The organism is Streptomyces sp. NBC_00820 (assembly GCF_036347055.1).
In the GTDB taxonomy this organism is placed as follows: Bacteria; Actinomycetota; Actinomycetes; order Streptomycetales; family Streptomycetaceae; genus Streptomyces.
This window is the reverse complement of record NZ_CP108882.1, coordinates 2,239,120-2,262,376: the sequence shown is the minus strand read 5'-3', so window position 1 is coordinate 2,262,376 and position 23,257 is coordinate 2,239,120. Positions and strand designations below refer to the sequence as shown.

Sequence of the window (23,257 nt, the reverse complement as noted above, 5' to 3'; positions counted from 1 at the left end):
CGAAGAGCGCGAAGAACTTGAAGACGGCGGCCGAGACGAAGACAGCCGACAAGAAGGCGGTCGACAAGAAGGCGGGCGCCAGGAAGGCGGCCGATACCGCGGCCGCGAAGAAGACGGCCACCAAGGATGAGGCGTCCGAGGCGGCGGGAGCTGCCAAGGAGAAGGCGTCCGGGGAGTCTCCTACGAAGAAGCCGTCGTCGAAGCGGGCGGCCGCCAAGAAGACGGCTGCCGAGAAGGCGGCCGCCAAGGAGACGGCTGCCGCCAAGGAGACGGCTGCCGAGAAGGCGGTTGTCGTAGGGGCGGGTGCCGAGGAGGCGGTCCTTAGGGAACCGTCCTCCGCGGAGCCCTCCGCCAAGAAGTCCACCTCCCGGCGCGCGGCTGCGAAGAAGCCCGCCGGGAAGAGGCCGGTCCGGGAGGGGAAGGCCGTCGCGGAGAAGGCGGCCGCAGGCAAGAGCACGGCCAACAAGGCGGGCGCGGCGCGGGCCGCGAAGCAGACGGGAGCCACGACAGTGGTTGCGAAGAAGACTCCTGGCACGGCCACGGCGGCACAGACCGCCGTTCCCAAGGCGCGCCTAGCCGCGGTGGAGCCCGGCGAACTGGCGGTGCGCCCTGGCGAGGATCCCTGGACTCCGAAGGAGGTCGAGGAGGCCCGTGCGGAGCTGACGGCCGAGGCGGAGCGCCTGAGGAAGGAGATCAGCTCCTCCGAGGCCTCCCTGGTGGGCCTGATGCGGGACTCCGGGGACGGTGCCGGCGACGACCAGGCCGACACCGGGACCAAGAACATCACCCGCGAACACGAGATGGCGCTGGCCGCCAACGCGCGCGAGATGCTGATCCAGACCGAGCGCGCCCTGGAAAGGCTTGACGCGGGCACCTACGGCCTGTGCGAGAACTGCGGCAATCCCATCGGCAAGGCCCGCATGCAGGCGTTCCCGAGGGCCACCCTGTGCGTGGAGTGCAAACAGAAGCAGGAACGTCGCTCCTGAGCAGCGGGGACCGCCGGGGTGTGCCGTAGTCTCGTCCTCAGTCAGGCACCTAGGTTGAGGGACTCACGTGGCAGAGGCGGAGCGCACCATCGGTACGTCGGACATCCCGGGGGACAGTGGCGAGCGGACGGGGACGCCCGGAGCGCCCGCGGGGTCCGGCGCGCCCCACGGGCCCGGCGTGTCCGGTGCGGACGGGCAGGGTCCGGCCGACGAGCGGAAGACCGGGCGCAGGCGCCGGATCGCCGTGCTGTTCGCGGTGGCCGCGTTCGCGTACGCCCTCGACCTGGTCAGCAAGATGCTCGTGGTCGCCAAGCTGGAGAACCACGCGCCGATCAAGGTGATCGGCGACCTGCTGGAGCTGAACGCCATCCGCAACCCCGGCGCGGCCTTCGGCGTCGGCGCGGCCTTCACGATCATCTTCACCCTGATCGCGGCCATCGTGATCGTGGTGATCATCCGGCTGGCCCGCAAGCTCTACAGCCTGCCCTGGGCCGTCGCGCTGGGCCTGCTGCTCGGCGGCGCGCTCGGCAACCTCACCGACCGCGTCTTCCGGTCGCCCGGGCTCTTCGAGGGCAAGGTGGTGGACTTCATCGCGCCCAAGGGCTTCGCGGTGTTCAACCTGGCCGACTCGGCGATCGTCTGCGGCGGCATCCTGATCGTGCTGCTGTCCTTCCGCGGCCTGGACCCGGACGGCACGGTCCACAAGGACTGACGGCCCGGCGCGGGTCCGCGCCGGGCCCGGCGCGGACCCTGCGGCGGGGCGTTGTCCACAGGCTCGGTCGGCGGTGTCGGGGCCGTCCGTCATACTCGACGGGTGAGCACGATTCCCGAGATCCGAACCCTGCCCGTGCCGGACGGCCTGGAGGGCGAGCGCGTAGACGCCGCCATCTCCCGCATGTTCGGCTTCTCCCGCACGAAGGCTGCGGAGCTGGCCGCGGCCGGCAAGGTCCAGGTCGACGGCGCGGTGGTCGGCAAGTCGGAGCGGGTGCACGGCGGCGCGTGGCTCGAGGTCGAGATGCCGCAGGCGCCCGCGCCGGTCCAGGTGGTCGCCGAGCCGGTCGAGGGCATGGAGATCGTGTACGACGACGATGACGTGGTGGTTATCGTCAAGCCGGTCGGCGTGGCCGCGCACCCCTCGCCGGGCTGGACCGGCACGACCGTCATCGGCGGCCTCGCCGCCGCCGGGTACCGGATCTCCACCTCTGGCGCCGCCGAGCGCCAGGGCATCGTGCACCGCCTCGACGTCGGCACCTCCGGCCTGATGGTCGTCGCCAAGTCGGAGCGCGCGTACACCTCGCTCAAGCGCCAGTTCAAGGAGCGCACGGTCGACAAGCGCTACCACACCCTCGTCCAGGGCCACCCGGACCCGACGAGCGGCACGATCGACGCGCCCATCGGCCGTCACCCCCAGCACGACTACAAGTGGGCGGTCACCGCCGAGGGCAAGCCCTCCGTCACCCACTACGACCTCATCGAGGCCTTCCGCGCCGCCTCCCTGCTCGACGTGAAGCTGGAGACCGGCCGCACCCACCAGATCCGCGTCCACATGGCCGCCCACCGCCACCCCTGCGTCGGTGACCTGACCTACGGCGCCGACCCCACACTCTCCAAGCGGCTGGGCCTGCAGCGCCAGTGGCTGCACGCCGTCCGGCTCGGCTTCGAGCACCCCGCGGACGGGCAGTGGGTGGAGTTCGAGAGCGACTACCCGGAGGACCTGCGGCAGGCCCTCGACCGGGTCCGTGAGGAGACGTACGCGTGAGTGCGCCGTACACCGTCCGGATCGCCGAGGACCCTGCCGACCGCGAGGCCTGCTTCGCGGTGCGCAAGGAGGTCTTCGTCGCCGAGCAGGGCGTCCCGGAGGACCTGGAGTACGACGCCTACGATGCCGGCGCCGTGCATGTGCTGGCGGTCCGCGAGGACGGCGTACCGCTGGGCACCGGGCGGCTGCTGCACGGCGAGGCGGCGGCCGGACAGACCGGCGGGGACGCCCTTGCCGGCTCCCTGGGGCGGCTGGCCGTCGTCAAGGAGGCGCGCGGACTGGGTGTCGGCGTGGCCCTGGTGCGGGCCATCGAGGACGCGGCCCGCGCGCGGGGGCTGACGACGGTCGACCTGCATGCCCAGACGCACGCCCTGGGTTTCTACGAGCGGCTCGGCTACGAGGCGTACGGCCCGGAGTACGCCGAGGCCGGCATCCCGCATCAGGGGATGCGGCGCGCGCTGTAGACACGGCACAGGCGGCGGAGAAGATGCGGCGCGCTCTGCGGCCGGGTCGCAGAAAAGCTCGGTGAGCTGCGTCACATGGCAGGCTTGAGGCCCGCGTGTGATCGTCGTCGACTCCCGGAGTGCCGGCCGTGGACCAGTTGGGCCTGTTGTTCGTGCTGCTGCTCGGGGCCGTGCTGAGCGTCCCGGTCGGGGACCGGCTGGGACTGCCCGCGCCGGTGCTCATGACGCTGCTCGGGATCGTCCTCGCGCTGCTCGACTTCGTGCCGGACGTGAACATCCCGCCCGAGCTGATCCTGCCCGCGCTGCTCCCGCCGCTGCTGTACGCCGTGGTGCGGCGCACGTCGTGGCGGCAGTTCGCGGCCAACAAACGGCCGATCTTCCTGCTGGCCGTGGCCTTGGTGTTCGTCACCACCGTGTGTGTGGCCGCGGTCGCCCACGCGATCGTGCCCGGACTGCCGGCCGCCGCCGCCGTGGCGCTCGGCGCGCTGATCGCCCCGCCCGACCCGGTCGCCGCCACCGCCGTCGCCGGGCAGCTCGGGCTGCCGCGCCGGCTGGTGTCGATCCTGGAGGGCGAGGGGCTGTTCAACGACGTGACGGCCATCGTGCTGTACCACGTGGCGATCGCCGCCGTCGTCAGCGGGAGCTTCTCACCGTGGCGGGCCGGGCTCGACCTGATCCTGTCCGCCGTGGTCGCGGTCGCCGTGGGGCTCGCGCTGGGCTGGTGCGCGAACCGGCTGCTGGACATCCTCGGGGACGCGACGCTGCAGATCGGGCTGACGCTGCTGGTGCCGTACGCGTCCTATCTGCTCGCCGAGCGGCTGCACGGATCCGGCGTGCTCGCCGTCCTCACCACCGCGCTGTACCTCGCCGAGTACGCCACCGACGCCGACGACGTGACGAGGCGGCTCACCGGGCACGCCTTCTGGGGCGTCGTCGAAACGCTCGTCACCGGTGTCGCGTTCGGGTTGATCGGGCTCGAACTGCACAGCGCGATCCGGACGGCGGCCGGGCGGTGGGGTCAACTGCTCGGCTGGGCGGCCGCGGTGACGGCGGTGGTCGTGATCGTACGACTGCTGTGGCTGCTGCCCGCCGCCACGCTGACCAAGCGGCTGCACGCCACCCGGGGCCGCGACGAGGACATCCCGATGACGTGGCGGGAGACCGTCGTCATGTGGTGGTCGGGGATGCGGGGGGTGGCGTCGGTGGCGCTGGCGCTGGCCGTGCCGCTGACGATCCATGACGGTTCGCCGTTTCCCGACCGCGACGAGATCGTGTTCATCGCGTTCGGGGTGATCATGGCGACGCTGGTGCTGCAGGGGCTGACCCTGCCGTGGCTGGTGAAGCGGCTGGGGGTGCGGGCCGACACGGACCGGGAGAAGGAGTTCGAGGAGGAACTGGCGACGCGGGCGACGAGAGCGGCGAAAATGCGGCTGCGGGAGATCGAGGCGGCGGAGGAACTCCCGGAGGAGCTGTCCGAGCAGTTGCTGCGGCGGGCCTTCGACATCGGGCTGCGGATCAGTCCGGGCATCGGGGACGAGGAGCGGCGCGCGGGGTACGAGCAGCGCGGGCGGCGGCTGAAACGCGCGCGGCTCATCCAGTCGGAGATGCTCAGCGCCGCACGCCATGAGGTGCTGGCGGCACGGAGCGAGCCGGGCGCGGACCCGGAGATCGTGGACCGGGTGCTCCGACATCTCGACGTGCGGAGCCTGCGCTGACCCCTTGCGCCTCGCGGTTCGACACGCCGGCGGTGGTGGGGCCGAGGTGCCTGGTTGTCAGAGGCTGCTGGCACCATGGGCTCATGAACATCATGCTCTTTCACTCGGTCTACGGGCTCACGCCTGCCGTGCGCGAGGCCGCTGAGCGGCTGCGGGCGGCCGGGCACGAGGTGTGGACGCCGGACCTCTTCGAGGGGCGCACCTTCGACACGGTCGAGGAGGGCATGGAGTTCAAGGAGCAGCTCGGCAAGGAGGAGCTGCTGAAGCGGGCGGTGCTGGCCTCCGCGCCCTACTCGGAGCGGGGCCTGGTGTACGCGGGACTCTCGCTCGGCGCCTCCGTCGCGCAGACCCTGGCGCTCGGCGACGAGAAGGCGAAGGGGCTGCTGCTCCTGCACGGCACGTCGGACATCGCGCCGAACGCGACGGCGGAGGACCTGCCGGTGCAGCTGCACGTGGCGGAGCCGGACCCGTTCGAGACGGACGACTGGCTCAGCGCCTGGTACCTGCAGATGGGCCGCACCGGCGCCGACGTGGAGGTCTACCGCTACCCCGGGGCCGGTCACGTCTACACCGACCCCGAGCTGCCGGACTACGACGAGGAGGCCGCCGAGGCCACCTGGCGGGTGGCACTCGGCTTCCTCGACTCCCTGGACTGAGGCGTCACACCGGGTCGTAGGCCCGCTCGACCCGCTGGCTGCCGCTGGGGGTGCGGTACGAACGCACCCACGTGGAGGTCGCGTCGGGGTCCGTGCGGTCGGACAGCACGTAGTAGTCCATCTGCGCGCGGTCGGCCGTGATGTCCAGGACGCCGTAGCCGTGGCGGTCGGTGTCCACCCAGTGCACGTGCCGGTTGGCGGCACGCAGGACCGGTGAGGCGATCGCCGAGACGGTTCCCTCGGGGACCTTGACGATGTCGTCGAGGTTGTCGGAGGTGACCGAGGTGACCACGAACTCGGTGGCCGCCGACGCCGACAGCGGGTAGGTGCCCGCGTCGTGGGGCACGTCGTTGGCCCACGCCATGTGGATGTCACCGGTCAGGAAGACGGTGTTGCCGATGGCGTTGGCGCGCAGGTGGTCCAGCAGTTCGCGGCGGTCGTCGGTGTAGCCGTCCCACTGGTCGGTGTTGACGGCGATGCCCTCCTGCGGCAGCCCCAGCAGCTTGGCGAGCGGCTTGAGCAGGTCCGCGGACAGGGAACCGAAGGAGACCGGCGAGATCATCACCGAGTTGCCGACCAGCCGCCACCTGGTGTCGGAGGCCTTCAGCCCCGCCTTGAGCCAGTCGAGCTGGGCGCGCCCGGTGAGCGTACGGTCCGGGTCGTCCACCGCGCCGCTGGCCGTGGCGGCCTGCTGGGAGCGGAAGGAGCGCAGGTCCAGCAGGGACAGGTCGGCGAGCTTGCCGAAGCGCAGCCGGCGGTAGGTGGTGCCGGCGATCGCGGGGCGGACCGGCATCCACTCGAAGTAGGCCTGCTTGGCGGCGGCCTGACGGGCCGACCAGGTGCCCTCGGCGCCCTCCGTGTGGTTGACCGCGCCGCCCGACCAGGCGTTGTCGGCGAACTCGTGGTCGTCCCAGATCGCGATGACCGGGGCCTTCAGGTGCAGCGCCTGGAGGTCGGGGTCGGTCTTGTGGTTGGCGTGCCGGATCCGGTAGTCGGCGAGCGTGAGGATCTCGTTGGCCGGTGCGTGCGGGCGGACGACCGTGCCCCGGGCCGCGTACTCGCCGGACTTGTACTCGTAGATGTAGTCGCCCAGGTGCAGCCACGCGTCGAGGTCGGCGCGGGCGGCGAGGTGCCGGTAGGCGGAGAACCAGCCCGCCTCCCAGTTGGCGCAGGAGACCACGCCGAAGCGCAGGCCGGGCACGGCGGCGTCGGCGGCCGGCGCGGTGCGGGTGCGTGCCACGGGGGAGACGGTGCTGCCGGCCGAGAAGCGGAACCAGTAGTCGGTGGCCGGTTCGAGGCCGCGTATGTCGGCCTTCACGGTGTGGTCGGAGGCGGCCGTGGCGGTGGTGGAGCCCCGGGCGACGACGTTCGTCAGCGCCTTGTCCCTGGCGACGGTCCAGCTCACCTCGGTGTCCGGGCCGAGCCCGGAGCCGGGTGTCGCGTCGGGGGCGGGGGTCACGCGCGTCCACAGCAGGACGCCGTCGGGGAGGGGGTCGCCGGAGGCGACACCGTGCAGGAAGGCGGGGGCGTCCGCGGCGGCGCGGGCCGGGAGGGCGGCGGCCAGCGGGCCGGCCAGGACCGCGGTGGCCGCCGCGGCCTTCACGACCGTACGGCGGCTGGGGGCAAGGGAGTTGAGGCCCTTGAGGCCCTTGAGGGCGGCGAGTGATGGGTGTCGACTGGTCACGACCGATCAGGTTACTGATCGGTACACGTCAGAGCGGGCGAACTCCGAAAGTTCGCCCGCTCTTCACGCGGTGATCGGTTTTTCGTGGGGTCCGTCAGCCCTTGAGGGCCGCATCCACCACCCGGTTGAAGTCGGCCACCGTCATGGGCGGGTTGCCCTGGGCGTCGGCCGTGACCTTCTTGCCGTCCATGACGAAGCTCGGCGTGCCGCTCACGCCGTCCTTGTTGTCGTCGAAGGTCTTCGACATGGCCATCGCCCAGGCGTCGTAGGTGCCCTTCTCGACCGCGTCGCGGAACTTCGCGTTGCTCTTCAGCGCGGGCACCGTGTCGGCGACCTTGAGGAGGTAGCCGTCGTCCTTGAACTTGTCGGTGGTCTCGTCCGGGTGCCACTTCGTCGAGTACAGCGCGCTCTTGTACTCCAGGAACGCCTCGGGGCTGACGTCCAGCGCGGCACCGAGGGCGCTCAGCGCGTTCTTGGAACCCTCGCCGTTGTCGTGGCTGTCGATGAACGTGGCGCCGACGTACTGCATCTTGAACTTGCCGTCGTCGACGTCCTTCTTCAGCGCCGAGCCGGCCGTCTGCTCGAACTGGGCGCAGACCGGGCAGCGCGGGTCCTCGTAGACCTTGAGGGTCTTCTTGGCGGTGTCCTTGCCGATGACGACGGTGGTGCCCTTGTCGTCCGTGGTGTGGGCCGGGGCGACGACCGTGTCCTTCTTCACGGCCTCCCAGTGGCTGGGCTTGTTCGCCTGGACGACGAAGTAGCCGATGCCGCCGGCCGCGGCCAGCACGGCCACGACCGAGGCGGCCACGACGAGCTGCCTCTTGGCCTTGTCGCGCTTGGCCTGCCGCTCGCGCTCCTCGCGCAGCCGCTCCCGGGCCGCCGTCTTCGCCGACTGGGTGTTCCGCTGGCTCATGTGGGTGATCTCCCTGTGGGACGCGTACCTGTCGTACGCGGAATACGTGTGGGGGCTGGTCGTCGTGCTCGGGTGCCGCCGCCGGGCGAGGGCCGGTGCCGTCGGTCAGGCGAGGGCGAGGCCGGCCGAGCACGGCGGTCCACGCCGTCCCAGGGAGTGCGTGCGCAGAAGCTCGCGGACGGCGGCCGGACGCGGGGCCGGACGCGGCAGCCGGCGGGCCGGGGCCAGCCGTACGGCCACGGCGGCCACGGCCACCAGCAGCGGCCGGAACGTGGTCGCGGCGACCGCGCGCAGCAGCTCGGCCAGGGCCCGCTCGCCCCGGCGCAGCCAGGCCGCGGCCAGCAGCCCCACCGCGACGTGCGCGGCGAGCAGCAGCCAGGCGGTGGCCGGGCTCGCGTGCGCGAGCAGGACGCCGGCGCGGCCGGGCCCCGCGGCCACCTGCGCGAGCGGGGCGCCCACGGGGCCGCCCTGGCACAGCACGTCCAGGCCGACCGCGTGCAGTGGTCCGGCCACGGGGCCGCCCGCCCGGCCGTAGCAGGCGTGCTGGCCGGTGGTGAACACCGTGTCCGCGGCCAGCTCCAGCGGGATCAGCAGGGCCGCGATCCGGCCGAAGCCGCGCTCGCGGCCCGCCAGCGCGTACGCGGTGACGAACACCCCGGCGGCGACCGCGAGCACGGCCGCGACCGGCAGCGGGGCCCGGGACAGCAGCACGTGCGACGCGGTGCCTATCGTCACGACGAAGGCCGTGAACAGCGCCGCGCGCGCGGCTCTGAGCTGGGTCCCGGATATGTCCATAGCGAAGGCAGAGTCTGTCACGTCCGCGAGTAAAGGACCCTTAAAGGGTGGCTGTGAGTCCGGGGACGGTCACAGCCCCGGGATGCGGCCGTTGCGGAACAGGTCCACGAAGATCTGGTGGTCGGCACGCGCGCGTGCGCCGTAGGCGTGCGCGAAGTCCACCAGCAGGGGCGCGAAGCCCTCCTCGTCGGCCGCGAGTGCCGCGTCGATGGCCCGCTCGGTGGAGAACGGCACCAGGGACTCGCCGGAGGTGTCGTCGGCGGCCGCGTGCATCGTGGCCGTGGCCCGGCCGAGGTCGGCGACGACCGCCGCGATCTCCTCCGGGTCGTCGATGTCGCTCCAGTCCAGGTCGACGGCGTACGGCGAGACCTCGGCGACCAGCTGGCCGGCGCCGTCCAGCTCGGTCCAGCCCAGCCACGGGTCGGCGTGCGCCTGCAGGGCGCGCTGGGAGATCACCGTGCGGTGGCCCTCGTGCTGGAAGTACCCGCCGATCTCCGCGTCGGTGACGTGCCGGGAGACGGCCGGGGTCTGGGCCTGCTTGATGTAGATCACGACATCGTTCTCCAGGGCGTCGCTGTGACCCTCCAGGAGGATGTTGTACGACGGCAGACCGGCCGAGCCGATGCCGATGCCCCGGCGGCCGACGACGTCCTTGACCCGGTAGGAGTCCGGGCGGGCCAGCGAGGAGTCCGGCAGCGTCTCCAGGTAGCCGTCGAAGGCCGCCAGCACCTTGTAGCGGGTGGCCGCGTCCAGCTCGATGGAACCGCCGCCGGCCGCGAAACGGCGCTCGAAGTCGCGGATCTCGGTCATCGAGTCCAGCAGCTCGAAGCGGGTGAGCGCGCGGGCGTCACGCAGCGCGTCCAGCAGCGGACCCTGCGCGGTGTCCAGCGTGAAGGGCGGAACCTCGTCGCGTTTGGCGCCCGTGGCCAGGGAGTGGACGCGCTCGCGGTAGGCCGCCGCGTACACCGTCACCAGCTCGGTGATCTGCTCGTCGCTGAGCGCCTTCGCGTACCCGATCAGGGCGACGGAGGCGGCGAAGCGCTTGAGGTCCCAGGTGAACGGGCCGACGTAGGCCTCGTCGAAGTCGTTGACGTTGAAGACCAGGCGGCCGTTGGAGTCCATGTAGGTGCCGAAGTTCTCGGCGTGCAGGTCGCCGTGGATCCACACCCGCGAGGTGCGCTCGTCCAGGTACGGGCCGCCGCGCTTCGAGCCGAACTGGGCGTTCGCGGTGAGGTCGTGGTAGAAGAGGCCCGCCGTGCCCCGGTAGAACGCGAACGCCGAGGCCGCCATCTTGCGGAACTTCACCCGGAAGGCGGCGGGGTCGGCGGCCAGGAGCCGGCCGAAGGCGGTGTCGAAGACGGCGAGGATCTCCTCGCCGCGCTGCTCGTCGCTGAGCTGGGGGACCGGCATCGCGGGGTGCCTCCTGGTGCTGTGGGGTGGTGCGTGCATGTGCGGGAACGCGCACGGCGGCGCTTCCGCCGTCTCCAACGGGCGACGCCACGCGGGAGTGCCCGGTTCCCGCACGAAGGTACGCGGCCGATCCCGCCCGTCTCCCGGCCGCCGCCCCTCATCGAGGCGCTTCGCGCCACAGAATTCATTCCGGTGTCAGTGGCGGGGCATAGACTTCCGAGCTGTCCCCCCGTCCGTCCGCAGACGGTCCGCAGCCGGTCGCGAGACCGACGCCCCCCGTTTCCCCTGGAGGCCGAAACCGTGTCCAAGCCGCCCTTCACGCACCTGCACGTCCACACCCAGTACTCGCTGCTGGACGGTGCCGCGCGGCTCAAGGACATGTTCAACGCCTGCAATGAAATGGGCATGACGCACATCGCCATGTCCGACCACGGCAACCTCCACGGGGCGTACGACTTCTTCCACACCGCGAAGAACGCCGGAGTCACCCCGATCATCGGGATCGAGGCGTATGTCGCTCCCGAGTCCCGGCGCAACAAGCGCAAGATCCAGTGGGGCCAGCCGCACCAGAAGCGCGACGACGTCTCCGGCTCCGGCGGTTACACCCACAAGACGATGTGGGCCGTGAACAGCACCGGTCTGCACAACCTCTTCCGGCTCTCCTCCGACGCCTACGCCGAGGGCTGGCTGCAGAAGTGGCCCCGGATGGACAAGGAGACCATCTCCCAGTGGTCCGAGGGCATCGTCGCCTCCACCGGCTGCCCCTCGGGCGAGGTGCAGACCCGGCTGCGCCTGGGCCAGGAGGAGGAGGCGCTGAAGGCGGCCGCCGACTACCAGGACATCTTCGGCAAGGACCGGTACTTCCTGGAGCTGATGGACCACGGCATCGAGATCGAGAGCCGGGTCCGCCAGGGCCTCCTCGACATCGGCAAGAAGCTCGGCATCCCCCCGCTGGTCACCAACGACTCGCACTACACCTACGCGCACGAGGCCGGCGCCCACGACGCGCTGCTGTGCATCCAGACGGGCAAGAACCTCTCCGACCCCGACCGCTTCAGGTTCGACGGCACCGGCTACTACCTGAAGTCCACGGACGAGATGTACGCCATCGACTCCTCGGACGCCTGGCAGGAGGGCTGCGCCAACACGCTCCTCGTCGCCGAGATGGTCGACACCACCGGCATGTTCGAGAAGCGCGACCTCATGCCGAAGTTCGACATCCCCGAGGGCTACACGGAGATCACCTGGTTCAAGGAGGAGGTGCGCCTCGGCATGGAGCGCCGCTTCCCCGGCGGCGTCCCCGACGACCGCCAGAAGCAGGTCGAGTACGAGATGGACGTCATCATCCAGATGGGGTTCCCGGGCTACTTCCTCGTCGTCGCCGACTTCATCATGTGGGCCAAGAACAACGGCATCGCCGTCGGCCCCGGCCGAGGCTCCGCGGCCGGCTCGATCGTCGCCTACGCCATGGGCATCACCGACCTCGACCCGATCCCGCACGGCCTGATCTTCGAGCGGTTCCTCAACCCCGAGCGCGTCTCCATGCCCGATGTCGACATCGACTTCGACGAGCGCAGGCGCGTCGAGGTGATCCGGTACGTCACCGAGAAGTACGGCGCCGACAAGGTCGCCATGATCGGCACGTACGGCAAGATCAAGGCGAAGAACGCCATCAAGGACTCCGCGCGCGTGCTGGGCTACCCGTACGCCATGGGCGACCGCCTCACCAAGGCGATGCCCGCCGACGTCCTCGGCAAGGGCATCGACCTGAACGGCATCACCGACCCCTCGCACCCGCGCTACAGCGAGGCGGGCGAGATCCGCGCGATGTACGAGAACGAGCCGGACGTGAAGAAGGTCATCGACACCGCGCGCGGTGTGGAGGGCCTGGTGCGGCAGATGGGCGTGCACGCCGCCGGCGTGATCATGTCCAGCGAGCCCATCGTCGACCACGCCCCGATCTGGGTGCGGCACACGGACGGCGTGACCATCACACAGTGGGACTACCCGCAGTGCGAGTCGCTCGGCCTGCTGAAGATGGACTTCCTCGGCCTGCGCAACCTGACGATCATGGACGACGCCGTCAAGATGGTGAAGTCCAACAAGGGGATCGACATCGATCTCCTGAGCCTCCCGCTGGACGACCCCAAGACCTTCGAACTGCTCCAGCGCGGCGACACCCTGGGCGTCTTCCAGTTCGACGGCGGCCCCATGCGTTCGCTGCTGCGCCTGATGAAGCCCGACAACTTCGAAGACATCTCCGCCGTCTCGGCGCTCTACCGTCCGGGCCCGATGGGCATGGACTCGCACACGAACTACGCCCTGCGCAAGAACAAGCTGCAGGAGATCACGCCGATCCACAAGGAGCTGGAGGAGCCTCTCGAGGAGGTCCTCTCGGTCACCTACGGCCTGATCGTCTACCAGGAGCAGGTGCAGAAGGCCGCCCAGATCATCGCCGGCTACTCGCTCGGCGAGGCCGACATCCTCCGCCGCGTCATGGGCAAGAAGAAGCCCGACGAGCTGGCCAAGAACTTCGTCCTCTTCCAGAAGGGCGCGCGGGACAAGGGCTACAGCGACGAGGCCATCCAGGCGCTGTGGGACGTGCTGGTCCCCTTCGCCGGCTACGCCTTCAACAAGGCGCACTCGGCCGCGTACGGCCTGGTCTCGTACTGGACCGCCTACCTGAAGGCGAACTACCCGGCCGAGTACATGGCCGGACTGCTCACCTCCGTCAAGGACGACAAGGACAAGTCGGCGGTCTACCTCAACGAGTGCCGCCGCATGGGCATCAAGGTGCTCCCGCCGAACGTCAACGAGTCCCAGTCGAACTTCGCCGCCCAGGGCGACGACGTGATCCTCTTCGGCCTCTCCGCCGTCCGCAACGTCGGCACCAACGTCGTCGAGTCGATCATCAAGTGCCGCAAGGCCAAGGGGAAGTACGCCTCCTTCCCCGACTACCTCGACAAGGTCGAGGCCGTGGTCTGCAACAAGCGCACCACGGAATCACTGATCAAGGCCGGCGCCTTCGACACCATGGGGCACACCCGCAAGGGCCTCACCGCGCAGTACGAGCCGATGATCGACAACGTGGTCGCGGTCAAGCGCAAGGAGGCCGAGGGACAGTTCGACCTCTTCGGCGGCATGGGCGAGGAGGCCGGCGACGAGCCCGGTTTCGGCCTCGACGTGGAGTTCACCACCGAGGAGTGGGACAAGACCTATCTGCTCGCCCAGGAGCGCGAGATGCTCGGTCTGTACGTCTCCGACCACCCGCTCTTCGGCCTGGAGCACGTCCTGTCCGACAAGGCGGACGCGGGCATCTCCCAGCTCACCGGCGGCGAGCACGCCGACGGGGCGGTCGTCACCATCGGCGGCATCATCTCGGGCCTCCAGCGCAAGATGACCAAGCAGGGCAACGCCTGGGCCATCGCCACGGTCGAGGACCTCGCCGGCTCCATCGAGTGCATGTTCTTCCCGGCCAGCTACCAGCTGGTGTCGACCCAACTCGTCGAGGACGCCGTCGTGTTCGTCAAGGGACGCCTCGACAAGCGCGAGGACGTGCCCCGGCTCGTCGCCATGGAGCTGATGGTCCCGGACCTGTCCAACGCGGGCACCAACGCGCCGGTGATCCTCACCATCCCGGCCACCAGGGTCACCCCGCCCATGATCAGCCGCCTCGGCGAGATCCTCAGCCACCACAAGGGCGACAGCGAGGTCCGGATCAGGCTCCAGGGCCCGAGCAAGACGACCGTGCTGCGCCTGGACCGGCACCGCGTCAAGCCCGACCCGGCACTCTTCGGCGACTTGAAGGTGCTGCTCGGCCCGTCCTGCCTGGCGGGCTGAGCCGGTGAGGCGGGAAGGGGCGCACCCAAGGCGGGTGCGCCCCTTCCGTGTGCCTGGGCTTCAACTGCCCTTTAGTTGTGGCCGAAGCGCTTCTGCTGCTTACGGGCAACATCGGCGGGGCTGCCCGGCACGTGCACCGGGGACTCGTGCGCCTCCGAGGACGACCGCTGCGCGTGCTCCTGGGCCTGCTCGGACTGCGAAGCGCGGGTCTGCGCGCCACCCTGCTTGCGGTTCTTGTTCTTGGCCATGGTGATCTGCCTCCTGAGGGGGATCTAGGGGCCAGGGCCGGATTCAGATTCACATAGGCTGACAACAGGCGCATGTCGGATAATTACCGTGTGTGACAGGGCAACTGGGCACGCGGAACGCGCAAACGCCACGCCGAAGATCGAGTTCGGGCCGTTAACCCCCGCGCGGTCGGGCAGACTCGAAGGAAGTCCGAAGCAAAACCTCCCGGGAAGAGGGTGAGTCGCGTGGACCGTTGCATCGTCCTGGTGGACGCCGGATATCTGCTGGGGGCCGCCGCCAGCCTCCTCGCCGGTGAGCCCTCGCGGTCCCGGATCACCGTCGACCACGCCGCGCTGATCCAGGCCCTGCGCGAACGCGCCGAGTCGGACACCGAGCGCCCGCTGCTGCGCATCTACTGGTTCGACGGCGCCCCCGACCGCGTCCCCCAGCCGGAGCACCGCCGGCTGCGCGTGATGCCCCGGGTCACCGTCCGGCTCGGCGCCCTCACGCGAAGCGACGGACGCTGGGCGCAGAAGGGCGTGGACGCCGCCATGCACGCCGAGCTGACCGAGCTGGCCCGCAACCGCGCCTGCTCCGACGTCGTCCTGGTCACCGGCGACGGCGACCTGCTGCCGGGCATGATGGCCGCCAAGGAGCACGGCGTCGCCGTCCACCTGTGGGCTGTACAGGCCGCCGACGGCGACTACAACCAGTCCGAGGACCTGGTCGCCGAGGCCGACGAACGGCGCGTGCTGGACCGGGCCTGGATCACCCAGGCCGTCCGCGCCAAGGAACTGACCGGCGTCTGCGCGCCGCCGCCCGTGACCCGCCCCGACATCGCGGCGATCCTCTCCGCGCCGCTGCCCGACTCCTCGCTCGCCCCGGCCGCCGAGCGCGGTGGCGAGGAGGGCCCGCGGCCGGTGGCCGCACCCGCCGAGGACGGCGCCCCGGAGCGGCTGCCCGCGTCCAAGGGCGTACCGACCCCCAAGGACCTCGCCGCACTGCGCGCACCCGGCGCGCCGGCCGTCCAGCACCCCGCGACGGCGACCCTGCGCTGGTCCTCCGACAAGGGCTGGGTCGACCGCCCCGGCGCGGTCGCCGAGCCGCCCGAGGTCGCCTCCATGCCGACGCTGGCCCAGCTCACCACCGCCGAGCAACGGTGGGCCGACCGCGAGGAGGACATCACCACCGTCGGCGGCGACCCCTACGAGGTGGGGCAGGTCTTCGCCCGCCGCTGGATCGCCCGGCTCGGCGACCAGACCCATGTGCAGCGGCTGTCCACGATGTACCCGCGCATCCCGCACCGCATCGACGGCGAGCTGCTGCGGTACGCCGCGCGCTTCGGACTGCTGGCCCACAAGGACGACCAGATCGACGAGCACGACCGTTACGCCATCCGGGCGGGGTTCTGGCGTGAGATCGACGTACCGGCGGCCGCGGAGAACGTCTCGGCGGGGGAGTGAGGCCGCAGAACGCCCCGGCCCGGACCGTACCGCCGTCACCGGCCGGCGGTGCGGCGGGTGCCCGTCGCGGGCCGTTTCCGGGGTGCGGGACGAGAAGCGGCCCCAAAGGCGAGTAAAGGGTTCGCACCCCGTACCCTCGTCCCTTGTGAGTACGGGCGCGGGACAGGCACTTCGGCAGAGTGAGGCCGTACGCGTACGCGGACTCACCAAGACCTATCCGCCCGTCAGGGAGCGGAGGGGCGCGCCGGGCACACCCGCCGTGCGGGCCACCGACGAGGTGGCGCTGGAGGTGCGGCGCGGGGAGATCTTCGGGCTGCTCGGGCCGAACGGCGCCGGCAAGTCCACCCTCGTACGCCAGCTCACCGGGCTGCTGCGCCCGGACTCCGGCAGCGTCGAGATCCTCGGCCACGACATCGTGCGCCATCCCGAGCGGGCCGCACGGCTGCTGGCCTACCTGGGCCAGGAGTCCTCCGCCCTGGACGAGCTGACCGTGGCGCTCGCCGCCGAGACCACCGGACGCCTGCGCGGCCTGGACGTGCGCCGGGCGCGGGCCGAGCGGGACGCCGTACTCGAGGAGTTGGGGCTCACGCCGATCGCCGGGCGGGCGCTGCGGCTGCTGTCCGGCGGACAGCGGCGGCTCGCCTGCTTCGCCGCCGCGCTCGTCGGGCAGCGTCCGCTGCTCGTGCTGGACGAGCCGACCACCGGCATGGACCCGGTGGCCCGGCGCGCGGTCTGGGCGGCCGTGGACCGCAGGCGGGCCGAGCACGGGACGACCGTGCTGCTGGTCACCCACAACGTCATCGAGGCCGAGACGGTCCTCGACCGGGTCGCCGTCCTCGACCAGGGCCGGGTCATCGCCTGCGACACCCCGGCGGGACTGAAGGAACAGGTCTCCGGCGAGGTGCGGGTGGAACTGGTCTGGCGGGAGCGGGCGCCGCTGGAGGTGCCCGAGGTCGCCGCCCTGCGCGAGCGGGCCGCGGAGTCCGGCCGGCGCTGGACGCTCCGGCTCGCGCCCGAGGAGGCACGGGCCGCCGTCGCCACGGTGACCGGCGGGGCCGCGTTCGCCGCCCTGGACGACTTCACGCTCACCACGCCCAGCCTGGAGGACGTCTACCTGGCGCTGGGCGGCGCGGCACGGCAGGGGCTGGTGAAGGCGTGAACGGGTGGTGCGCCGCATCCGTACGGTCCTCGTGGGCCCCGCGCGTCCGGTCCCCTCGGTCCCCGCGCGTCCGGTCCCCTCGGTCCCCGCGCGTCCGGTCCCCTCGGTCCCCGCGCGTCCGGTCCCCTCGGTCCCCGCGCGTTCGGGACCCGTGGTCCCCGTGGTCCCTGGTCGACGGTGGCCCGGCTGCCGTCGGGAAGAGGAGCAGCTCGTCGTGAGTGTCGTATCCGTGCAGGTCGTGCCGGAAGGTGCCCGGACCGTGCCGGAGCAGGCCCGGGTCGCGGCCGAACTCGGGCCGCCCGCGCGGCTGTGGCCGTCCCTGGTGGCCGTCTACCGGGCCCAGCTGTCCCGGGCCCGGGTGTCGCGCATCCCGCTGCTGTTCGTGGCGACCTTCCAGTCCGTCGGCATCTCCGTGATGATGCGGGGCGTCGTCGACAGCGGCGGCGAGGCCCGGTCCGTGGTGGCCGGATCCTCGGTGCTGGTCGTCGCGTACGTCGCGCTGAACCTGCTGTCCCAGTACTTCGGGCAGCTGCGGGCCAGCGGCGGGCTCGACCACTACGCCACTCTCCCGGTACCCCCGGCGGCGGTGGTGCTGGGCGCGGCGGCGGCGTACGCCTCCTTCACCGTGCCGGGGACCCTCGTGACCGCCGTCTTCGGGTGCGTGCTGTTCGGTCTGCCGCTGACCAACCTGTGGGTCCTGCTGGCCGTGATCCCGCTCGCCGGGGCCGCGCTGTCCGGGCTCGGCGCCGCCTTCGGGCTGCTCGCGCCCCGGCCCGAACTGGCCACGCTGCTCGGGCAGCTGGGCATGTCGGCGGCGCTGCTGCTGGGGGTGCTGCCGGCCGACCGGATGCCGGGGATCGTCCGGCTGGCGCGGGATCTGCTGCCTTCGACGTACGGCGTGGAGGCGTACGCCCGGACCTTCGTGGCGCACCCCGACTGGGCCGCCGTCCTCGGTGACCTGGGGGTCTGCGCCGGTGTCGGGGTGATCTCGCTGGCCGCGGCCACCCGGGCGTACCGCAGGGCCGCCGTCCGGTGACGCGGCGCGCGGCACGACCTGGCACGATGTCAGGGTGACCGCACCGCTGACGCCGCCCCCGCCGCCGCACGACGACTCCGCGCACCAGGTCCGGCAGGTTCCGCCTGCCGGGGAGGCCGCGGACGGTTACGAAGCGGACAGCTACGGACAGGACGGCCCTGGGATGAAGACCGAACTGCGTGAGGCCGCCGTGATCACGGTCGGCCTGGCGCTGGCCGGGCTGCTGCTCGGGCTGCTGTGGTGGTGGCTGGCGCCGCATGTGCCGCTGGTGGGGGACGAGGTCGACCGGAGCTGGGTCGTGTACCTCAAGGACTCCGAGGGCGAGCAGTCGGCCGGCGTGGACGGAACGTTCACCCTGCTGGGGCTGGCCTTCGGGCTCGTCAGCGCGGTGGGGGCGTTTCTGTGGCGGCGGCGCGGGGGCGTGCCGCTGGTCGTGGCGCTGGGGGTCGGCGGCCTGCTCGGCTCGCTGCTGGCGTGGCGGCTCGGGGTGTGGCTGGGACCCACGTCGGACGTGATCGCGCACGCCAGGGCCGTGGGCAAGGGGGTCACCTTCTCGGCGCCGCTGAAGCTGGGGGCCAAGGGTGCGCTGCTGGCGTGGCCGCTGGCCGGGTTGCTGGTGCATCTCGGGCTCACGGCGATGTTCGGGCCGCGGGACCCCGAGGAGTACCCGCACGATCCCCTGTCCAAGGACGGCTACGGCGCACCGCTGACCTGACCCCGGGGCTCGCCCTCGGGCCCCGTTCGCCCACCCGCCCCCGGATCCGCCTGCCGCGACGCGCGGGCGGCGAACCGGGGGCTCGCCGTGTCAGCCCCGGCCGATCGGGGCCAGTACCGCGTCCGTGAGCTTTCGCAGGTCCTCCGGGGCCACCTCGACCTCCAGGCCCCGGCGTCCCGCCGAGACACAGATCGTGGGGTGGGCGTCGGCCGAGTCGTCGAGGACGGTGCGGAGCTTCTTGCGCTGGCCGAGGGGGGAGATGCCGCCGCGGACGTAGCCCGTGGTGCGTTCGGCGAGGGCGGGGTCGGCCATGGCGGCCCGCTTGCCGCCCACCGCGGCGGCGAGGGCCTTGAGGTCGAGGGTGCCGGAGACGGGGACCACCGCGACCGTCAGGGCGCCGTCGACGTCGGCGACGAGGGTCTTGAAGACGCGGTCGGGGGAGACGCCCATCGCCTCGGCGGCCTCCTCGCCGTAGGACGGGTGGGCGGGGTCGTGCTCGTAGGCGTGCACCGTGTAGTCCACGCCCGCCGCCGTGAGGGCGACGGTCGCGGGCGTGCCGCCCGCCCGTCGCGCACCACCCTTGTTCGCGTGCGCTTCGCGCGCCCCTGTCTCGTGCTGCTTCTTGCTGGACTTCTTCGCCATCGCGGGTGTCCGCCTCGGTTCCCTCAGTTGAGACTGGTCGGAGTCCGCGTCAGTTCGAACGCGGGCACCGACGGCAGGCTACGGATGATGGACGACTCCGAGCGAAGGAGTTTCAGCTCGTCGCGCAGGCGGGAGGCGGTGTCCGGGGCCTGCAGCAGCCGCTGCTTGGTCGGGGTGTCCAGGACCATGGCCGCCGCGACCAGGTAGGAGACCACACTGGGGTCGTCCGGCAGGTCCGCGCCGGTGGACAGGGAACGCTCGCGGGCGCCCGCGAGCCGCTTCTGGTACTGGCGGAAGGAGCGCAGGACACCCTCCGCGAGCGTGCCCGCCTCGTCGCCGGGCTCCTCCGTCAGCTCCTCCACCTCCGCCGTCAGGAACGGCCCCGAGGCGTCCACGGACACCAGCCGTACCCGCGTCGTCCCGGTCGCCAGCACCTCGAACGTGCCGTCGGCGCGCTCCCGGATGGACGCCGCGTCCGCCACGCAGCCCACCCCGTGGAAGGCCTTGCGGGGGTCGGGGCCGAAACCGGCGGCCGGGCCCTGCTCGGGCTGTGCCGTCAGGTCCGGCATGCCCGGGGCGCTCGGCGCCACCTCATGGCCGTCACGGATCGCCACGACGGCGAAGCGGCGGGGCTCGTCCTCGGGGGTCTTCAGGAGCTCGCGCATCATGGCGCGATAGCGCTCCTCGAAGATGTTCAGGGGCAGCACGAGGCCCGGGAACAGCGCCGAGTTCAGCGGGAAGAGGGGCAGATGGACGGTGGTCACGGCGCCCCAGCCTAATGGTCGGGGGCGGTACCGCGCCCGCGGCGCTCGCTGCCGGGCCGTGGCGAGGTCGGCAGCAGCCGGGTCACGGCGGCCCCCGCGGCGTCCGCCCGGAGCTCCTCGCGAAGCCGCAGGAAGAGGCCCAGCGGGTCCTCGGACACCCGGTTCCAGGGGAAGGACGTGGCGTAGGGGCCTATCAGGGGCAGCTGGGCGCGGGCGTCCTCCCAGCGTTCCAGGCGCAGCAGGACGTAGAGCAGCTTGTTGCGGAACTCGGCGGGCCCGGGGTCGGCCGCCGGGAGCCGGCCGGAGAGCGCCACGGCCCGGTCGGCCGCCGCGTCCAGCCGCTCGCGCGGCACCTCGGGACCGCAGGTGTCCGTCAGGTAGCCGAAGGCCGCCCGGACCGGCAGGGCCTGGACGAGTGACGCGGGCGCGGCGTCCTGCGCGGCCAGCTCGGCGAAGTCGAAGCACTCGTGGTGCGAGCCGTGCCAGAAGGTGGCCAGGTAGCGCAGGGCGGCGACATGGCAGCCGTAGTGGTGCGGGGCGCGGCGGACCGCCGCCTCCCACAGCTCCTCGAAGTACCGGTGGCCGGCCTGCGAGCCGCGCGCGTGGTCCAGCGCGATCCGCCAGGGCACCGGGTCCCGGTCGTCGGCGCGGGCGGCGGCCGTGATCAGCGGGCTCACCTCGCGCAGCAGCTCGGTCCGGGCCGGGGAGGGCCAGGCGCGGTCCACCGCCAGCTGGGCCCCCACGAGCAGCGCGTCCGGGTCGTGCGGGGAGGCCGCGTGCCAGCGGTCGAACCACTCGGGGCGCGACCGGGCGAAGGCGGCCAGACGTCCCACGTACCGGTCGCGGTCCTCCCACTCGGCCGCCGCGCGGGTGGCGGCGAGCAGGGCGGAGGCGACGGCGTACTCGCCGCGGGCGGCCGCGACCAGCGCCGGGGCCAGCCGGTCGTCGGGCGCGTCGAGTACGGCCTCGTCGTCGGCCGGTGCGGGCGTGGACGCGGCGGTGAGCGAGGCGCGTCGTGTCATCCGGGCGGTGCGGAGGAGCGCGGACAGCAATGCCATGGTGTTGACCATTGAAAGACCGCAGGTCGGGAGTGCGCCAGAGGGTCCGGGCAAGTTGTGGAAAGTTGTACGGCCGGTGGTCAAGGTACCGTAAAGCTTGATTGTTCAAATATGTCCGGCGGCAGCCACCAGTCGGGCATCGACGATCAGACGTGACACCCGCCCCGCGGCCGGACGGGACACTCGCGACCGGACGGGGTACTTGCGACCGGACGGGGCATCCCGCCGCCGCGCCCCGCCCTCGCCTCACCCGCGCCGCAGCAGGCGGGTCGCGCCCGCCGCCACCGTCGTGGCGAGTATCCAGCCGAGCAGGACCATCGTCGCCGCGAGCCACTGCCAGCCCCCGCGCAGCTGCCACTGGCCGACCTGGCCCAGGTCGATCACCGGCAGCAGGAGGTCCAGGGTGAACAGGCCCGGACTCCAGTTCGGATGGCCGCCGGTGTTCATCGGCGGATGGGCGGCGTGCGCGAACGCCAGCGTGCCCGCCGCCCACAGCACCGCCATCCACACCGCGGCCCGCCCCGGCCGGTAGCCGTAGGCGACCGTCCAGTCCTGCACGTACCCCCAGAACTTGGCGGCCAGTGGCAGGGTCTCGCGGCGCCGCCGCTGCTTGGCGAGCAGTACCTCGCGGGCGTCCTCGTCCTCCCCGGCCGCGCGCAGCACGGCGGCCAGCCGCTCGTACGGCTCCGGGTTGTACTCGGCGGTGGCCGCCGCGATCCAGTCCAGGCGCCGGGTCAGCGGGAACGGCCCCTGCGGCACCAGGCTCTCGTACGCGAAGCCGCCCATGTGCAGGTTGCCGGGCTCCGGCCAGCTGCCCGCGTGGTCCACCAGGTTGACGATCCGGGCCCCGGACAGCACGACCTTGCCGCGCTGCGGCCGGTCCCCGAGGAAGCGCAGCTCCGGGGTCTGGATGCGGCGCAGGGACAGCTCCTGGTCGTCCGAGAACGTGAACCGGGCCCGCTCCAGGTCGACGGCGTCCCCGAACCGCCCGTCGTCCAGCCGCATCCCGCCCCGGCACTCGAAGCGCTGGATCCGCGTCCCGCGCGCGGGGGTGGTCCCGCTCAGCAGCGGGCTGCCCACGCCGGCCGGGGTCAGGTACAGGGTGCGCCCCACCGTCAGCTGGGGGGCGTTGAGGGCGAGGCGCGCGTAGGGGTTGGCCAGCCGCGCGCCGCGCAGGCTGAGCGAGACCCCGACCTTGGCGCTGCGCAGGCTCAGCTCGCCGTGCGACTCCAGCAGCTCCGCCTGCAGGTCCTGGCCGACGGTCAGGCCGTCCGCGGCGATCGAGCGACCGCTGCGGTCCCGGTACACGACCGCCTGGTTGAGCAGCAGGTCCGTGCCGATGTGCGCGTCGGTCAGCCGTACCCCGTTCTGGAAGCGGCAGCGCGGCAGATGCAGGTCACCCTCCGTGTGCACCCGGGCCGCCTCCAGGCGCGGCACCGCGCAGTCCACCAGGCGCAGGGTCGTGAAGCGGGCCTCCGGCACCAGGACCTGCTCGTCGAAGCGGCAGCCGCGCAGCTCCACGTACGGCGTGACCGCGCCGCCGGCCAGGTCCAGCGTGCCGGTGATCCGCACGCCGGCCAGCTTCAGCGCAGGCACCCGGCCCGCGAGCGCGGGCGGCCCGTCCAGCAGCAGCCAGCAGACGACACGGGCCCGGACACTTCGCCCGGGCCCCCAGGGGTGCCCGCCGTGCGGATCGTCCACGACCCGGTCCCCGCTGCTCAGGTCGTACACGCTGCCGTTGCGGAAGGCCTGCCACATGCCCGCCTCGGCCGCGGTCAGGTCGTCCGGCAGGTCCCCGGCGTGAAGGCCGGTTTCCTCGGTCACCGCAGTTCCTTCTCTCTCGACCCTTCGGATACTCGCGACTCGGCTACTCGCGAGTCACGTCTTCCGTCACAGCCGGTCATGCCCGCTGAGTGACACTCGCAACACAAGATGTGAAGGCGATCTTCCGGGTTTTGGCCACTCTCTGT

General features: G+C 72.0%; 20 protein-coding genes. 11 read left to right on the top strand and 9 right to left on the bottom strand.

Annotated elements, in window-relative coordinates; genetic code table 11:
- Positions 1–17: 17 nt before the first annotated feature.
- The 6 genes from OIB37_RS10315 to OIB37_RS10290 all read left to right on the top strand — a co-directional run bounded on the left by OIB37_RS10315 (position 18) and on the right by OIB37_RS10290 (position 5,580).
- Positions 18–986, top strand: a complete 969-nt coding sequence (locus OIB37_RS10315) for a TraR/DksA family transcriptional regulator (RefSeq protein WP_443058262.1) — start codon at positions 18–20, stop codon at positions 984–986.
- A 67-nt stretch (positions 987–1,053) separates the two neighbouring features.
- Positions 1,054–1,698: a signal peptidase II gene (gene lspA, locus OIB37_RS10310; RefSeq protein WP_330457249.1), complete on the top strand. Its 645-nt coding sequence runs from the start codon at positions 1,054–1,056 to the stop codon at positions 1,696–1,698.
- Between the two features lie 102 nt (positions 1,699–1,800).
- Positions 1,801–2,745, top strand: a complete 945-nt coding sequence (locus OIB37_RS10305) for an RluA family pseudouridine synthase (protein ID WP_330457248.1) — start codon at positions 1,801–1,803, stop codon at positions 2,743–2,745.
- Positions 2,742–3,209, top strand: a complete 468-nt coding sequence (locus OIB37_RS10300) for a GNAT family N-acetyltransferase (protein WP_330457247.1) — start codon at positions 2,742–2,744, stop codon at positions 3,207–3,209. Before OIB37_RS10305 ends, OIB37_RS10300 begins: the two co-directional genes overlap by 4 nt.
- A 128-nt stretch (positions 3,210–3,337) precedes the next feature.
- Entirely contained in the window at positions 3,338–4,924 is a 1,587-nt protein-coding gene (locus OIB37_RS10295) for a Na+/H+ antiporter (protein WP_330457246.1), read from the top strand.
- 83 nt (positions 4,925–5,007) lie between these two features.
- Entirely contained in the window at positions 5,008–5,580 is a 573-nt protein-coding gene (locus OIB37_RS10290; RefSeq protein WP_330457245.1) for a dienelactone hydrolase family protein, read from the top strand.
- A gap of 4 nt (positions 5,581–5,584) precedes the next feature.
- Here the strand turns inward: OIB37_RS10290 and OIB37_RS10285 are convergent, their stop codons facing one another.
- From OIB37_RS10285 to OIB37_RS10270, 4 genes are all read right to left on the bottom strand, one after another.
- Positions 5,585–7,264, bottom strand: a complete 1,680-nt coding sequence (locus tag OIB37_RS10285) for an alkaline phosphatase D family protein (protein WP_330457244.1) — start codon at positions 7,262–7,264, stop codon at positions 5,585–5,587.
- Positions 7,265–7,358: 94 nt separating this feature from the next.
- Positions 7,359–8,177, bottom strand: a complete 819-nt coding sequence (locus tag OIB37_RS10280; RefSeq protein WP_330457243.1) for a thioredoxin domain-containing protein — start codon at positions 8,175–8,177, stop codon at positions 7,359–7,361.
- A gap of 105 nt (positions 8,178–8,282) precedes the next feature.
- Positions 8,283–8,972 carry a hypothetical protein gene (locus tag OIB37_RS10275; RefSeq protein ID WP_330461812.1) on the bottom strand — a complete coding sequence of 230 codons (690 nt, stop codon included), beginning with the start codon at positions 8,970–8,972 and terminating at the stop codon, positions 8,283–8,285.
- A 69-nt stretch (positions 8,973–9,041) separates the two neighbouring features.
- Positions 9,042–10,382: a DUF2252 domain-containing protein gene (locus tag OIB37_RS10270; protein WP_330457242.1), complete on the bottom strand. Its 1,341-nt coding sequence runs from the start codon at positions 10,380–10,382 to the stop codon at positions 9,042–9,044.
- Between the two features lie 300 nt (positions 10,383–10,682).
- Between OIB37_RS10270 and dnaE the strand changes: the two genes are divergently transcribed.
- A complete protein-coding gene (dnaE, locus tag OIB37_RS10265; protein ID WP_330457241.1) occupies positions 10,683–14,222 on the top strand; it encodes a DNA polymerase III subunit alpha in 3,540 nt (1,179 codons plus the stop codon).
- Between the two features lie 71 nt (positions 14,223–14,293).
- On the opposite strand, the gene OIB37_RS10260 is transcribed toward dnaE, so the two are convergent.
- Positions 14,294–14,470, bottom strand: a complete 177-nt coding sequence (locus OIB37_RS10260; RefSeq protein ID WP_330457240.1) for a hypothetical protein — start codon at positions 14,468–14,470, stop codon at positions 14,294–14,296.
- Between the two features lie 225 nt (positions 14,471–14,695).
- Here OIB37_RS10260 and OIB37_RS10255 point away from each other — a divergent pair, with 225 nt between their 5' ends.
- The 4 genes from OIB37_RS10255 (at position 14,696) to OIB37_RS10240 (ending at position 18,823) form a co-directional block, all read left to right on the top strand.
- Positions 14,696–15,913: an NYN domain-containing protein gene (locus tag OIB37_RS10255; protein WP_330457239.1), complete on the top strand. Its 1,218-nt coding sequence runs from the start codon at positions 14,696–14,698 to the stop codon at positions 15,911–15,913.
- A 145-nt stretch (positions 15,914–16,058) separates the two neighbouring features.
- Entirely contained in the window at positions 16,059–17,072 is a 1,014-nt protein-coding gene (locus OIB37_RS10250) for an ABC transporter ATP-binding protein (RefSeq protein ID WP_330457238.1), read from the top strand.
- Positions 17,073–17,286: 214 nt separating this feature from the next.
- Entirely contained in the window at positions 17,287–18,108 is an 822-nt protein-coding gene (locus OIB37_RS10245) for an ABC transporter permease (RefSeq protein ID WP_330457237.1), read from the top strand.
- Positions 18,109–18,142: 34 nt separating this feature from the next.
- A complete protein-coding gene (locus tag OIB37_RS10240) occupies positions 18,143–18,823 on the top strand; it encodes an AAA family ATPase (RefSeq protein ID WP_330457236.1) in 681 nt (226 codons plus the stop codon).
- 90 nt (positions 18,824–18,913) lie between these two features.
- Here the strand turns inward: OIB37_RS10240 and ybaK are convergent, their stop codons facing one another.
- The 4 genes from ybaK to OIB37_RS10220 form a co-directional block, all read right to left on the bottom strand.
- Positions 18,914–19,465 (bottom strand): Cys-tRNA(Pro) deacylase, encoded by a 552-nt coding sequence (gene ybaK, locus OIB37_RS10235; RefSeq protein WP_330457235.1) that lies wholly within the window; start codon positions 19,463–19,465, stop codon positions 18,914–18,916.
- Positions 19,466–19,488: 23 nt separating this feature from the next.
- On the bottom strand, positions 19,489–20,229 hold the full coding sequence (locus OIB37_RS10230; protein WP_330457234.1) for an LON peptidase substrate-binding domain-containing protein: 741 nt from the start codon (positions 20,227–20,229) through the stop codon (positions 19,489–19,491).
- Positions 20,230–20,240: 11 nt separating this feature from the next.
- Complete coding sequence (locus OIB37_RS10225; protein ID WP_330457233.1) at positions 20,241–21,299, bottom strand: hypothetical protein; 1,059 nt, start codon at positions 21,297–21,299, stop codon at positions 20,241–20,243.
- 234 nt (positions 21,300–21,533) lie between these two features.
- The gene (locus tag OIB37_RS10220; protein ID WP_330457232.1) at positions 21,534–23,111 is read right to left on the bottom strand and encodes an oxidoreductase; all 1,578 of its coding nucleotides are present in this window, start codon (positions 23,109–23,111) and stop codon (positions 21,534–21,536) included.
- Positions 23,112–23,257: the final 146 nt, after the last annotated feature.